Here is a 14,380-nt window from a genome sequence, read left to right as displayed (position 1 = left end):
CCGTCAGGCTCCGACGAGGCTCTGGCCGCAGACGCGCACCACCTGGCCGGTCACGCCCGCGCTGCCGGGACTCGCGAGCCATGCCACGGTTTCGGCGACATCGACCGGCAAGCCGCCCTGGCCCATCGAGTTGAGCCTTCGTCCGGCCTCGCGCACGCCGAATGGCATGCGCGCGGTCATTTGCGTTTCGATGAAGCCCGGCGCCACCGCGTTGATGGTGATGCCGCGTGCACGCAGTATCGGCGCCATGCTCTGCACGCGCCCGATCACGCCGGCTTTCGAGGTGGCGTAATTGGTCTGGCCGCGATTGCCCGCAATGCCGCTGATCGACGACACCGCGACGATGCGCCCGCCCGCGCCGATCACGTTCTGCGCGAGCAGGGCTTCGTCCATGCGTTCCTGCGCGAGCAGATTGATGTCGATCACGCTGTCCCACATCTCTGCGCTCATGCGCGCGATGGTCTTGTCGCGCGTGATGCCCGCGTTATGCACGACGATATCGATGCCGCCCGACGCCGCAAGCGCGGCCGCGAGTTCGGCGGGCGCTTCGGGCGATGCGATATCGGCATAGAACGCGGTATGCGCGCCGTTAGAAGGTGACGCGTCTTCTATGCCGAGCATGGTCTGATCGAGCGCGTCGCGCGCGGCGGCCACGTCGAGCCCGGTGACGATGGCGCCGTGCGCCGCGAGCACCGCCGCAATCGATGCGCCGATGCCGCGCGCCGCGCCCGTCACGAGCGCGCGCTTTCCGGCGAGCGACGCGGCCCAGTTCGCGGGCGAGGGCGCCGCGCCTTCGAGATGCACGGCTTGCCCCGACACATACGCCGAACGCGGCGACAAAAAGAAGCGCAGCGCGCCTTCGATGGAAGCCTGCGGACTCACGCGCAGCAGATTCGCCGTGCTGCCGTTGCGCGCTTCCTTGCCGAGCGAGCGCGTGAGACCTTCGAGCGCGCGCTGCGCGGTCGCCGCACGCGGATCGCTCAAAGCGCCGGGCGGGCGGCCGAGCACGACGATTCGGCCGCTTCTGGCAAGCGAGCGCAGCGCGTCGTGGAAGAAGGCGTAGAGCGCATGCAGCTCGCTGCTTTCGACAATGCCGGTGGCATCGAAGATCAGCGCTTGGACGCGGTTGGCGGGGCTGGAATCGGTGGCGCGCGACTCGAAACGCCCGCTCATCGCGCCTTGACGGCTTGCCACGGCGAGCCATCCGGACGCGCTGTCATGCGCGATGCCCGTCATGCCGATGCCGGACAACACCGCGAGGAGGTCGTCGAACAGTGCCGGCGACGGTCCCGCGCCGATGGCCGCCATACCGCCGAACTCGGCTTCGCCTGCGCGCAGGCGGCGCAACGCTTCGGGGCGCGGCAGCCCGAGCGAGCGGGCGATGCTCGTGCCGAAGGGCGAATTGACGAAGTCGAGGTAGCGGTCTTTCATCGATTGGCGAGCGGTCGTCGGCAGCGTGGTGTGCTTCGAAATCAGGCGATCGTTTCGGGCATTTGTTGCTCGATCTCGGCGCTGCGCTTTTGCAATGCTTCGAGGATACCGAAGTCTGCGGAAAAATCATCGACTTTCACGGCTTCGCGCGCGAGCGATGCCCATTCTTCGAGCAGAGCCGCCTCGCTCGTATCGATCAATCCGAGCGCGGTCGCCTGCCGCGCCCACGCTTCGATCTCGTCCGGGCTTTGCGGCAAAGGAGCGGTCTTGCCGGATTTCACGGCGTCGCGCAGGCGCGCTTCGAGTGCGACGACGGCGGGCGTGAGCGCGAGCAATTTCTCGCCGACCGCGATCGGATCGTCCTTGAGCGCGGACACGTGCGAGCCTTCGACAAGGCGGCTGCGCGCATCGCCGGGCGTCTGCATCAGGAGCGCGACGTCGTTGCCGAGCGCGTCCGTGCTGGGCGTGTGCGGCAGGCCGAACGGGAAAGCGAAGACGCGCAAGAAGGCCGCGGCGGCACGGTTCGGATAGTTGGCGAGCAAGCCGTCGAAGGCGAGCCGCGCCTGATACAGCGCGTCCTCCACGCCCCAGCGCACGAGCGGCAGGTCGCTTTGCGGGCGGCCGTCGTCCTCGAAGCGCTTGAGCGTCGCGGAGATCAGATAAAGCTGCGCGAGGATGTCGCCCAGGCGCGCGGACAGGCGCTCGCGACGCTTGAGCTCGCCGCCGAGCGCGAGCATCGAGATATCGGCGAAGAGGGCGAACGCGCTCGACAGGCGTGTCGCGGCGCGATAGTACGGGACGAGGCGCGCGTCGGCCTGTGCGGGTTTGCGGATCGACATGCCGCCGCCGAGCGCGTAGACGAGGCTGCGGATCGCGTTGGACGCGAGAAAGCTCGCATGACCGAAGAAGGCCGCGTCGAAGTCGGTGAGTGCGCGTTTTGCGTCGGGCTCGCGCGTGGCCGCCATCTCCTTGAGCACATACGGATGACAGCGAATCGCGCCCTGTCCGAAGATGATCAGGCAGCGCGTCAAAATGTTCGCGCCTTCGACGGTGATCGAGATCGGCATCTGCTGATACGCGCGCGCGAGAAAATTCGACGGCCCCATGCAGATGCCCTTGCCCGCGACCACGTCCATGCCGTCGTTGATCACTTTGCGCGCGCGCTCGGTGATGTGATATTTGGCGATCGCCGAAATCACCGAGGGCTTTTCGCCGAGATCGACGGCCTGTGCCGACAGGCGGCGCGCCGCATCCATCACGTACAGATTGCCGCCCATGCGGCCGAGCGCTTCCTGAATGCCCTCGAAGCGTCCGATCGACGTCCGGAACTGGCGGCGCGCGGCGGCATAGGCGCCGGTGCCGCGCACGGCGAGTTTGGCCATGCCGACATTCGACGACGGCAGCGATATTGCGCGGCCCGCCGCGAGACATTCCATCAGCATGCGCCAGCCGCGTCCGACCTGTTCGCGTCCGCCGATAACCCATTCCATCGGGATGAAAACGTCTGTTCCCCAGTTTGGGCCGTTCTGGAACACGGCGTTGAGCGGCCAGTGACGTCTGCCGATATGCACGCCGGGATGCGTCGTCGGAATGAGCGCGCAGGTGATGCCGGGCGCTTCGTTGCCGCCGAGCAGACGGTCGGGATCGAGCGCGCGAAAGGCAAGTCCGAGCACGGTGGCGATCGGTCCGAGCGTGATGTAGCGCTTGTTCCAGGTGACGCGAAAGCCAAGCGTCTCGCGGCCTTCGTGCATCGCGCGGCAGACGACGCCGACATCGGGAATCGCAGCGGCGTCGGAGCCGGCATACGGACTCGTCAGCGCGAAGCAGGGGATTTCATCGCCGCGCGCGAGGCGTGGCAAGTAGTAGTTCTTCTGTTCCTCGGTGCCGTAATGCAGCAGCAATTCGGCGGGTCCGAGCGAGTTGGGCACCATCACCGAGACCGCCGCCGCCGACGAATGCGTCGACAGCTTCATGATGACTTGCGAGTGCGCGTAAGCGGAGAACGCCTTTCCGCCGTACTGCTTCGGAATGATCATGCCGAGAAAGCCCTTCTCCTTGATAAAGGCCCAGGCTTGCGGCGACAGATCCTGCCAGATCGTCGTGGTGTCCCAGTCGTTGGCGATGTCACAGAGATGGGTGCATTCGTTGTCGACGAAGCTTTGTTCTTCCGGCGTGAGTCTTGGCGCGCCGTGAGCGAGGAGCGAGTCCCAGTGCGGGCGGCCGGAAAAGAGTTCGGCGTCCCACCAGACCGTGCCCGCTTCGATGGCGTCGCGTTCGGTGGCCGACATCTGCGGCAGGATCTTTTGAAATACGCCCAGCACCCGCCGGCTGATGAGCACGCGGCGCAACGGCTTGATGGAGAGGAGAAGCGCCGGAAGCACGAAGACGATGGCCAGCAGCGCGGTGACTATCGGCCCGACGATGCCGGTGAATGCGCCCGCCGCGACCCAGATCGTGAGCGCCGCGAGCCAGGCGACGGCAGGCGCTTGCACGAAGGTCAACGCGCCAGCGACAAGGAGGAAAGCGATGACGAAGAGGGCGAGCATCACGGGTCTCCGAAGCGGCGGTGGTTCGGAGGAGCAGCACGGGGCGTGCCGAATGCGTCGGCATCGCCCTCTAAAATAGCTTGTGGCGCCCGATGGCTCGCTTAAGTTTGCGCCGCCACTTCCTCCGCCGAGCGCGTCATATCGATACCCCTACGCTCGCGGCTGAAGAAGATCAACGCGGCGATCACGACAGCGACGGTTCCCGCAACGATCGCCATTGCCGTGCCGTAGTCCTTGCCGTGGGCCTCGGCAATCGATGCCTGCATCGTCGCATTGACGGCCGCCAGCAGGTTGCCGAGCTGATAAACGAGCCCCGGAAACGTCGCGCGAATCTCATCCGGCGAAATCTCGTTCAGATGCACTGGAATCACGCCCCACGCGCCCTGCACGGAAATCTGCATGAGGAACGCGCCGATAGCGAGCATCACCGGGCCTGTCGAGAACGCCCATAAATACAGAACCGGCAACGCGATCAGCGCGGCGATAAAAATCGCCACGCGCCGTCCGATCTTCTCGGAAAGCGACCCGAAAAAGAGTCCGCCGACAATCGCGCCGATATTGAGCACGATGGTAATCAGCGAAACCGTGTGCGGGTCGAAATGATGCTGTTCGCGCAGGAAGGTCGGATACAGATCCTGCGTGCCATGCGAGAAAAAGTTGAACGCGGTCATCAGGACGATCGCGTAAAGCGAGAGCTTCCAGTTCTGCTTGAGCGTGGCGAGCAGACCCGGCCGCTTGCGCTTTTCGAGCGCGCGCCACGCGGGCGATTCCGGCACGTGCGCGCGCACATAGAGCACGAGCAGCGCGGGCGCGACGCCGACAAAGAACATCCCGCGCCAGCCGACGAACTGATAAAGCACGCCGAATACGATCGACGCGAGCAAGTAGCCGCTCGGATATCCCGCCTGCAGCAAGCCCGAGACGAAGCCGCGCGAGGAAGGCGGCACGGTTTCCATCGTTAGCGCGGAGCCGACGCCCCATTCGCCACCCATCGCGACGCCGAAGAGAAAGCGCAAGATCAGCAAAGTCGTGAGATTCGGCGATAAACCCGAGAGCAATTCGAGCAGCGAATAAATCGCGATGTTGATCATCAATGTCGGACGGCGGCCGAATTTGTCCGCAAGCCGCCCGAAGATCAACGCGCCAAGCGGACGTGCCGCCAGCGTAAGCGTAATGGCAAAGGCCACCTTGGGAATGCCGGTATTAAATTCGGCGGCGATGTCCTTCAATATGAAGACCATCAGAAAGAAGTCGAATGCGTCGAGTGTCCAGCCCAGGTAAGCCGCAATCGTTACGTTTCGTTGTTCGCGCGTCCAACTCATTGCCGTGGTCTCCGTTCGATTAATTGATTGGCTTGCCTGGCGAGCGGCGAGGCCGGACAGGCAGGGCCGCAGGCACGCTGAGTGTACGCCCGTGTTTAATTAGCTGCAGGAGGTCAAGAAAGTGCGTGGCACGAATAAGCGCGATTAAATCGTGATCGTAAGCGCGAATGATTCGAATCGATTCGATTCAACAGAAGATCGAATAGACGACGTAAGAAAGTTGAATAGGATTTGAAAAGAAAAGGCGCAGAAACAAAAAACCCCACGCGTTGATTCGTGGGGTTGTTTGCAAAAACGCTGAAAGAGACCTTGGTGCCCAGGAGAGGACTCGAACCTCCACGGTGTTGCCACCGCTAGGACCTGAACCTAGTGCGTCTACCAATTCCGCCACCTGGGCCAAGGGGTACAGCGAGCCCGCTATTCTAGCGGTAACGGTCGCCGTGTCAACCAACTGCGCTTTTATGGGGCGCCGCCGGAAGCAGGACTTCCGCATAAAAAGAAAAAGCCACCCGAAGGTGGCTTTTTTAAACATCTTGGTGCCCAAGAGAGGACTCGAACCTCCACGGTGTTGCCACCGCTAGGACCTGAACCTAGTGCGTCTACCAATTCCGCCACCTGGGCAAGGGTGCGTGTACTGCGTTTTGTGCTTCGTGAGCAGCAAAGAACGCCATTATATCGACCGGATTGCGTCTGTCAAGCATTTCCATTCGACGATTCGCAGCGCGAGCGTGATCCTCGCCGCGGCATGCTCAAGCGCCTGCGAGCCTCATGAGGGCCCGAATACGGGTGTTAGAATGACTCGCAACGATGCCCGCCATTGAAGGCTGCAAAGTTCCGCGAAAGTCCATCTAAACGAGAAGAAAGACGATCAAGCCCTTGAGCAAATATCCGTATCCGATTCCCAGCCGCGAAGAGATTCTCGGCGTGCTGCGCACGAGCGAGACTCCGCATGCCGCGAACGACATCGCCGAGGCATTGTCGATCAAGCGCCAGGAGCGCGAAGGATTTTTCAAGCGACTGGCGGCCATGGAACGCGACGGGCAAATCCGCCTCGACAAGCGCGGTCACTACCAGCTCACGCATCCTTCGAACTTCGTTGCAGGCCGCGTGCAAGGTCATCGCGATGGCTTCGGCTTCCTGATCCGCGACGACGGCCAGGACGATCTCTTCCTTCCCAACGGCGAAATGCAGAAGGTCATGCACAATGACCGCGTGCTTGCGCGCATCGTCGGCTTCGACCGGCGCGGCCGGCCGGAAGGGCATATCGTCGAGGTCACGGACCGCGCGAACAAGCGCATCATCGGTAGGCTCATCAACGAGAATGGCGCGTTGATTCTCGTGCCGGAAGACAAGCGCATCGGTCACGACATTCTCATCACGCAGAACCCGAAGAAGGCGAAGGTCGGGCAAGTGGTGTCCGTCGATCTCACCGATTTCCCGAGCCGTCATTCGCAGCCGCTCGGCCGCGTGGCCGAGGTGATCGGCGATATCGACGATCCCGGCATGGAGATCGAGATCGCCGTGCGCAAGTACGGTGTGCCGCACGAATTCAGCGATGCCGCGCTTGCCGCCGCCGCGAAGCTGCCCGACGAAGTGCGTCCGGTGGACATACGCCATCGCGTGGACTTGCGCGATGTGCCGCTCGTCACGATCGACGGCGAAGACGCCCGCGACTTCGACGATGCCGTGTATTGCGAGCCCATCTCCGTGGGCCGCGGTTCGGGCTTCCGGCTGCTCGTGGCGATTGCGGACGTGTCGCATTACGTGCGCCCGAACGAAGCACTCGATGTCGACGCGCTCGACCGCAGCACGTCGGTGTATTTTCCGCGTCGCGTGATCCCGATGCTGCCGGAAAAGCTCTCGAACGGCTTGTGTTCGCTGAACCCGGACGTCGACCGTTGCGTGCTCGTGTGCGACATGGTCATCACCGCGCGCGGCGAAATCAAGGCATATCAGTTTTATCCTGGCGTGATGCATTCGGCCGCGCGTCTCACCTACACCGAAGTCGCCGCGGTGCTCACGAACACCAAGGGACCGGAAGCCGCGCGCCGCGCCGAGATCCTGCCGCAATTGCAGGATCTCTACGGCGTCTACAAGGCGCTGCACGCCGCGCGTCAGAAGCGCGGCGCAATTGATTTCGACACCACCGAGACGTATATCGTCGTCAACTCGCAGGGCAAGATCGAGCAGATCGTGCCGCGTCATCGTAACGACGCGCATCGGCTGATCGAGGAATGCATGCTGGCGGCCAACGTCTGCGCGGCGGACTTTTTGAAGCGCAACAAGCATCCGGGCCTCTACCGCGTGCATGCGGGACCCACCGAGGAGAAGCTCGAAAACCTGCGCACGTTCCTGCGTGGCGTCGGTCTCACGCTCACGGGCGGCGCGAAGCCTCACGCAAGCGATTACGCTGCGCTGATCGCTCAGATTCGCGACCGGCCCGACGCGCAGATGCTCCAGTCGATGGTGCTGCGCTCCATGCAGCAAGCGGTGTATAGCCCGGACAACATCGGTCACTTCGGGTTGGCTTACGAAGCGTACGCGCACTTCACGAGCCCGATTCGCCGCTATCCCGACTTGCTCACGCATCGCGCCATTTACGCCATTTTGCAGGGCAAGAAGTATCTGCCCGAAGTGGGTCACGACACATCGCTTAGCACCGGCCTCACGAAAGCCGCGCGCGAGATGCAGAAGAACGACGATCAGTCGCGCGGCCGTTCGCGCAACAACGTCGCGATTTGGGAAGAACTCGGGCTGCATTGTTCGTCGAACGAACGTCGCGCCGATGAAGCCTCTCGCGATGTCGAAGCCTGGCTCAAGTGCTATTTCATGCGCGACAAGCTCGGCGAGGAATACGGCGGCATGGTGAACGGCGTGACGTCGTTCGGCATCTTCGTGCAACTCGATTCGCTGTTCATCGAAGGGCTCGTGCATATCACCGAACTGGGCTCGGATTACTTCCAGTACGACGAGATCAAGAACGAACTGCGCGGCGAACGCACGGGTATCCGGTATCGCATGTCGGATCGTGTGCGCGTGCAGGTGGGCCGCGTCGATCTCGATGCGCGCAAGATCGACTTCCGTCTCGTGCGCGACACGCCGGTGAAGCCGCCGGCGCCGCGTCCGTCCGCGAATGCGGGCGCCGAGCATGCATCGGGCGGCGATGCGGGCGGTCCGCGCATCCGCGCTTTCGACGACGACGTCACCGGCACGCGTACGCGTGGCGGCACGAAAAAGGGCGCGGCGGTGGCGTCGGCCACGCGCGGTGGCGCGGCCAGAAAGCGTGGCGTGGCGTCGAAGTCATCGGCGCAGGGCAGGCCGGCGCGCAAGAAACGATAAGACGCGCTTCAGGGCGCTAGCTGGCAATCGCGCGGTCCGACGCCACGAGCTTCGGACCGCGTCATGCTTTTATGGATTTCACGAAGGTTTGGATCAGTCATGTCACGTCTCAAGGTTCTATACGGTTTTCACGCAGTGACCGCGCGTTTGCGTGCGGATGCATCGTCGATCGAAGAGGTCTTGTACGACCCTTCGCGCAAGGACCGGCGCATGCAGGATTTTCTGCGGACCGCGAAGGAAGCGGGCGTTCGCCTGATCGCAGCCGAGGAATCGCGCTTGTTCGGGCTCGCGGGCACCATTCAGCATCAGGGCGTGGTGGCGCGCGGGCAAGACTTGCCGCTCGCGCAGAATCTGGCCGAATTGCTCGATGGCGTGACCGGCACGCCGCTTCTGCTGGTGCTCGATGGCGTCACCGATCCGCATAATCTCGGCGCGTGTCTGCGTGTCGCCGATGCGGCGGGCGCGCATGCCGTGATCGCGCCGCGCGACCGTTCCGCCGGGCTGAACGCAACGGCGGCGAAGGTGGCGAGCGGCGCGGCGGACAGCGTGCCGTACATCACCGTGACGAATCTGGCGCGCGCGCTGCGCGAATTGAAGGATGCGGGCGTGTGGGTGATCGGCACGGCGGGCGAAGCGTCAGCGAGTCTCTTTGAAACGAAGCTGGACGGCCCGGTGGCTATTGTGGTGGGCGCGGAAGGCGAAGGCATGCGCCGTCTCACGCGCGAGACGTGCGACGAGATCATGAATATCCCGATGGCCGGCGCCGTGGAAAGTCTCAATGTGTCCGTGGCGAGCGGGGTTTGTTTATTCGAGGCCGTGCGGCAGAGAAGTGTGAAGAAGTAGCGTGCCAATGTTGTCCCGCCTGACCGCCCTGATCTGCGCCTGTGCGCTCACCGCCTGCACCACCACCATGATCGACCGCGGCACCTACCTCGCCGACACTCAGTACCACGCAAAAGGCGCCGACTCCCGCGTGCGCTTTCTCGTCATGCACTACACCGAGATCGACGAAGCGAAGTCTCTCTCGGTCCTGACCGGCGATCAAGTGAGCGTGCATTACGTCGTCCCCGATGCCCCGCGTATCGAACGAGGCGAGCCGGTCGTCTATCAACTCGTGCCGGAAGACCAGCGCGCGTGGCACGCCGGGCTGAGTTACTGGCAAGGCGCGACGGAACTCAACGCTTCGTCCATCGGGATCGAGAACGTGAATCTCGGGCCCATTGACACGCCGTCCGGCCGCGGATGGCAACCTTATCCGCGCGCGCAGATCGACGCGCTCATCGAACTGTCGCGCGATATCGTCACGCGCTATCGCATTCCGCCGACGCGCGTCGTCGGCCATAGCGATATCGCACCGCAACGCAAGATCGATCCCGGTCCGCTTTTTCCGTGGCACACGCTTTACCAGGCGGGCATCGGCGCATGGCCCGACGATGCCACGGTCGCCGCGCATCTCGCCGGCCGTGCGCCGAAGGCGCCCACGGATGTCCGCGCGCTTCAGGAAAAGCTCAAACGTTACGGCTACGATGTCGCCACCGACGGTGTCCTCGACGAAAAAACGCGCCGCGTCTTCGGCGCGTTCCAGATGCACTTTCGCCCGTCGGACTACGCGGGCGACGCGGATGCCGAAAGCGACGCTATCGCGTCCGCGCTCATCGACAAATATTTGCCCTGACATGAGCGACTACTTTCTGCCGCTTCGCGCGCTCCATATGACCTGCGCGGGACTGAGCATCGCCGGTTTCTTGCTGCGCTGGATCTGGATGCTCGCGGATTCGCGTCTCTTGCAAAAGCGCGCGGTAAAAATCGTCCCGCATATCGTCGATACCGTGCTGCTCGTCTCGGCCATCGCGCTCGTCGTCATCATCGGCTTCGACGCGAATGCCGCATGGCTCGCAGCGAAGATCGCGGGCCTCGTCGTCTATATCGTGCTCGGGACGTTTGCGCTCAAACGCGGCCGCACCAAAACCTCGCGGGCAATCTTCGGCGTGCTCGCCATCGTCGTCTTCGCGTTCATCGCTTCGGTGGCGCGCACGCACGATCCGCTCGGTTTCCTGCACGCGTTCGCTTAGCGGAGCAAGATGCTCCCTTGGACTCGAATTCTCACCTCGAAAGCAGCAACACCATCATGACTCAGGACGAACTCAAGCAACTGGTCGGCCAGGCCGCCGCCGATTATGTCGACGCGCAGGCGCCCGAAGGCTGCATCATCGGCGTTGGCACGGGGTCGACCGCCAATTGCTTCATCGATGCGCTCGCAAAGTCGAAAGCGCGTTATCGCGGCGCGGTATCGAGTTCGCTCGCGACCACGGCGCGCCTCGAAGCGCATGGCTTCAAGGTGTTCGATCTCAACGAAATCGAAAGCTTGCCCGTGTACGTGGACGGCGCCGATGAAATCGACGGCAGCGGCGCGATGATCAAGGGCGGCGGCGGCGCGCTCACCCGCGAGAAAATCGTCGCGTCGGTGTCGGACGTGTTCGTGTGCATCGCCGATGCAAGCAAGCGCGTCGACGTGATGGGCAAGTTCGCGCTGCCCGTCGAAGTCGTGCCGATGGCGCGCACGGCTATCGGCCGCAAGCTCGTGACGCTCGGGGGCGTGCCGATCGTGCGCGTGACGCTGGACGGTTCACCCTTCATCACGGACAACGGCAACGAGATCATCGACGTGAAAGGGCTTTCCATCACCGACCCGCGCGCGCTCGAAGCGCGGATCAACGCGTGGCCGGGCGTCGTGACCGTCGGACTGTTCGCGGCGCGCGGCGCGAATGTGTGTTTGCTGGGCACGGAGAAGGGCGTCGAACGTATCGACTACGCGGCATAAAAAACCGCTCCAAGCCGGCGCGCTCAAACAAAAATGGCCCGGAATGTCCGGGCCATATTTATCCAAAGGCAAAATCAGAACGCGTTACGTCCGATAAAGCCCTTGAACATGGTCATCGCGACGATCTTGATGTCGAACCAGAACGACCAGTTGTGGATATAGAACAGGTCGAACTTCACGCGGCTCTGCATCTTCTCGACTTTTTCGGTCGCGCCACGATAGCCGTTCACCTGCGCCCAACCCGTAATGCCCGGCTTGATGCGGTAACGGAACATATAACCGTAGACGAGATCCTTGTACAAGTCGTCGTGTTCGAGCGCGTGCGGGCGCGGGCCCACCACCGACATATGTCCGAACAGTACGTTCAGGAACTGCGGCAGCTCGTCCAGACTCGTGCGGCGCAGGAATGCACCGATCTTCGTCACACGCGGGTCGTTGCGCGTTGCCTGGGTCACATGGCCGCTCGTTTCCTTGTGCACGGCCATCGAACGGAACTTGTAGATGCGGAACGGCCGTCCGTCAGCGCCCTTGCGGTTCTGCGTGAAGAAAACCGGTCCCTTCGAGGTAGCCTTCACCGCGATCGATATGCCGATCATGAGCGGCGACAGCGCCAAGAGTGCGGCGGCCGCGAACAGGCGGTCGAACAGCATCTTCGGCCACATTTGCAGCGTGCTGACCGGCGAGGTCGTCAGGTTGATGGTGGCGAGCCCGGCGACATCCGTCATCGAATGATTGAAGAGCGAGATGCTGCGGGTGTCTGGAATCAAACGCAGATTCACGAAGTCATGGCGCAGCGCGTGAACGAAGCGGTAGATGGTGTGCTCTTGCGAAAGCGGCAGCGCGAGCCACACTTCGTTGATCTCTTCGCGGCGCACTTTCTCGACGAGTTCGTCGAAGTCGTTGAGCACCGGCATGCGCATGGAAGCGCCCAGCGTGCTGCCTACGCCGCTCGCGTGCAATTCCTCGTCGCCGGTCGTATCGAGCAGGCAGACCGGCGTAAAACCCTGTTCGGGCGTGCTGCTGAGGTGCGCGAGCAAGGTGCGCGCGAAACCCTGCGCGCCGACGATAGCCACGGTGCGCTGGTTGAAGCCGCGGCCACGCATGGCTCTAAGGCTCAGATAGACCGCGCACTTCGCGACGACGATCAACGCGCCGGAAATCAGCGTGGAATAAGCGAACCACAGACGCGAGACCAGATCCATCCGATGCAGCGTGAACGCCAGCAAAAGCGCCGCCGCCGCCACCGCGACCCAGGCGAGCGTCACGCGTGCGAGCATCACCGGCAACGGCTTGCCGCGCCAGGCTTCGTACACGCCGAACGCCGGAAACAGCAAGAGGGCGAGCACGCAATTGAACGCGATCAGCAACTTTTCGACATCGCTGAAATCGAGCGAGGAGAAGCGCATGAAGTGCGCAATCACCCCGCCTGCGATGATCAGGAACACGTCGAGACAACGTGCCGAGCGGGCGAACATATCGCGATTTTTAGTTTGCATCTGCATTATCAGGCGCTGGGAACGGAGACGTTTTCCTGCACGCGCATGCGCGGCAGCAGGCGGTCGAATTCACGCTTCACGAGGCCGTAGCACTCGCAGGCGCGGGCTTCGAGCCCTTCGCGGTCCACCACCTTGATACAGCCGCGGCTGTGATGGATGAGGCCCGCATCGTGCAGCTTGCCGGCTGCTTCGGTCACGCCTTCACGGCGTACGCCCAGCATATCGGCAATTAATTGTTGCGTCACTTGTAGTTCGTTGGACGCCGTACGATCGATTTCGATCAGAAGCCAGCGGCAAAGTTGCTTATTGAGCGAATGATGGCGGTTGCATGCGGCCGTCTGCGCGACTTGCGTGAGCAGCGCTTGCATATAGAGAAGCATCAGGCGGCGCAGGAAGTCGGAACGCGCGAACTGGTCGCGCAGCGCTTGCGCGCTCATGCGATACGCGAAGCCGGGGCACTGCACTTGCACGCGCGTCGGCATGGTTTCGCCGCCCGTGAGCACCGGCACGCCCGTCATGCCTTCGCGGCCGACCGCCGCGATTTCGACGGAACCGCCATCTTCCATGGTATGCAGCAACGAGATGATGGCCGTCGTCGGGAAATAGACGTGATGAATGCGCTGGCCGGAATCGCACAGCAGTTGTTCGGTGCGCAGTTGAACGAGCTCGAGATGCGGAGTCAGTGCTTGCCATTCGTGCGCCGGAAGCGCGCCAAGCAAATGGTTGCCGTGCAGGTCGGACTGGAGGGTCAGCATGGTTGTTCTCTCGTAGCTCGCGCAGTGCGCTTCACTCTTTTATTTACTGATGTGAACGTTATCCAACACATTCCGTCCTTCACATCAGCCCCGTAGCTCCTGTGTCGCGCATGAGTTGATTTGGTTGATTGCGTCGATCGGGTGGCGACACTCTTTTAGCGAGGACTGTGCCAATGCGGCGAGCGTCAATGTGGGCGGGGCCTCAGTGCAAATCCGCCGTTTGTGATGCAGTGCAGCGAAGCATTTTTGTTTCAGTTTTGAACATTGCTGGTCTTAGGAATACGTATGCGACCCAATACGTAGCATTGTTGCGATCCCCCCGAATGAAGGATTGGTCATATCGCATTACCGCGCGACAGGGCTCTTGGGGAGACATCAGGTTGCAAACCTTCCTTCTTTCGTAGGGAGTTTGAAAATTGATTCATCCGTGTTCCATCGGCTTCGTGGGCAAGCGAACGTGCATTCGTGGATGATTCGCTTGCTTATCCGCAAAGCCTTGCTGCGTATGTCTTTGCGCCATGCAAGCCGTGCATGGTCGTGATTCGCGTTCAAGGGCAAAACGTTGCGGCTCTTGCGCGATATGGAAACCTCACGCGATAAGCATCACGGTGAACGATCTTCATGTCGGCCGTGATGGCTTACATCGGCCCATACGAGGCTTGCACAGCAT

At 62.5% G+C, this 14,380-nt stretch carries 10 protein-coding genes and 2 tRNA genes; 5 read left to right on the top strand and 7 right to left on the bottom strand.

Going from position 1 to position 14,380, the window contains the following annotated elements; all coding sequences use genetic code 11:
- Positions 1-3 precede the first annotated feature (3 nt).
- From LDZ28_RS07875 to LDZ28_RS07855, 5 genes are all read right to left on the bottom strand, one after another.
- On the bottom strand, positions 4-1,431 hold the full coding sequence (locus LDZ28_RS07875; RefSeq protein WP_244825384.1) for a 3-oxoacyl-ACP reductase: 1,428 nt from the start codon (positions 1,429-1,431) through the stop codon (positions 4-6).
- A gap of 41 nt (positions 1,432-1,472) precedes the next feature.
- Positions 1,473-3,977, bottom strand: coding sequence for an acyl-CoA dehydrogenase (locus LDZ28_RS07870; protein ID WP_244825383.1), 2,505 nt, complete (start codon positions 3,975-3,977; stop codon positions 1,473-1,475).
- 101 nt (positions 3,978-4,078) lie between these two features.
- Positions 4,079-5,299, bottom strand: coding sequence for an MFS transporter (locus LDZ28_RS07865; RefSeq protein WP_244825382.1), 1,221 nt, complete (start codon positions 5,297-5,299; stop codon positions 4,079-4,081).
- Between the two features lie 310 nt (positions 5,300-5,609).
- A tRNA-Leu gene (locus tag LDZ28_RS07860) sits at positions 5,610-5,696 on the bottom strand.
- 137 nt (positions 5,697-5,833) lie between these two features.
- Positions 5,834-5,920: transfer RNA gene (locus LDZ28_RS07855), tRNA-Leu, on the bottom strand.
- A 255-nt stretch (positions 5,921-6,175) separates the two neighbouring features.
- Here LDZ28_RS07855 and rnr point away from each other — a divergent pair.
- From rnr to rpiA, 5 genes are all read left to right on the top strand, one after another.
- Positions 6,176-8,638 (top strand): ribonuclease R, encoded by a 2,463-nt coding sequence (gene rnr / locus LDZ28_RS07850; RefSeq protein ID WP_244825381.1) that lies wholly within the window; start codon positions 6,176-6,178, stop codon positions 8,636-8,638.
- A 99-nt stretch (positions 8,639-8,737) separates the two neighbouring features.
- Entirely contained in the window at positions 8,738-9,481 is a 744-nt protein-coding gene (gene rlmB / locus LDZ28_RS07845) for a 23S rRNA (guanosine(2251)-2'-O)-methyltransferase RlmB (protein ID WP_244825380.1), read from the top strand.
- Positions 9,482-9,488: 7 nt separating this feature from the next.
- A complete protein-coding gene (locus LDZ28_RS07840) occupies positions 9,489-10,313 on the top strand; it encodes an N-acetylmuramoyl-L-alanine amidase (RefSeq protein ID WP_244828055.1) in 825 nt (274 codons plus the stop codon).
- Between the two features lies 1 nt (position 10,314).
- Entirely contained in the window at positions 10,315-10,710 is a 396-nt protein-coding gene (locus LDZ28_RS07835; RefSeq protein ID WP_244825379.1) for a SirB2 family protein, read from the top strand.
- Between the two features lie 56 nt (positions 10,711-10,766).
- Positions 10,767-11,459 (top strand): ribose-5-phosphate isomerase RpiA, encoded by a 693-nt coding sequence (gene rpiA / locus LDZ28_RS07830; RefSeq protein ID WP_244825378.1) that lies wholly within the window; start codon positions 10,767-10,769, stop codon positions 11,457-11,459.
- A 74-nt stretch (positions 11,460-11,533) separates the two neighbouring features.
- Here the strand turns inward: rpiA and LDZ28_RS07825 are convergent, their stop codons facing one another.
- Positions 11,534-12,934, bottom strand: a complete 1,401-nt coding sequence (locus LDZ28_RS07825) for an undecaprenyl-phosphate glucose phosphotransferase (protein WP_244828053.1) — start codon at positions 12,932-12,934, stop codon at positions 11,534-11,536.
- Positions 12,935-12,963: 29 nt separating this feature from the next.
- A complete protein-coding gene (locus tag LDZ28_RS07820) occupies positions 12,964-13,710 on the bottom strand; it encodes a Crp/Fnr family transcriptional regulator (RefSeq protein WP_244825377.1) in 747 nt (248 codons plus the stop codon).
- Positions 13,711-14,380: the final 670 nt, after the last annotated feature.

The organism is Caballeronia sp. TF1N1 (assembly GCF_022878925.1).
Classification (GTDB): Bacteria; Pseudomonadota; Gammaproteobacteria; order Burkholderiales; family Burkholderiaceae; genus Caballeronia.
Note: the sequence above shows the minus strand (reverse complement) of the source record. Positions and strands in the feature narration are given on the sequence as shown.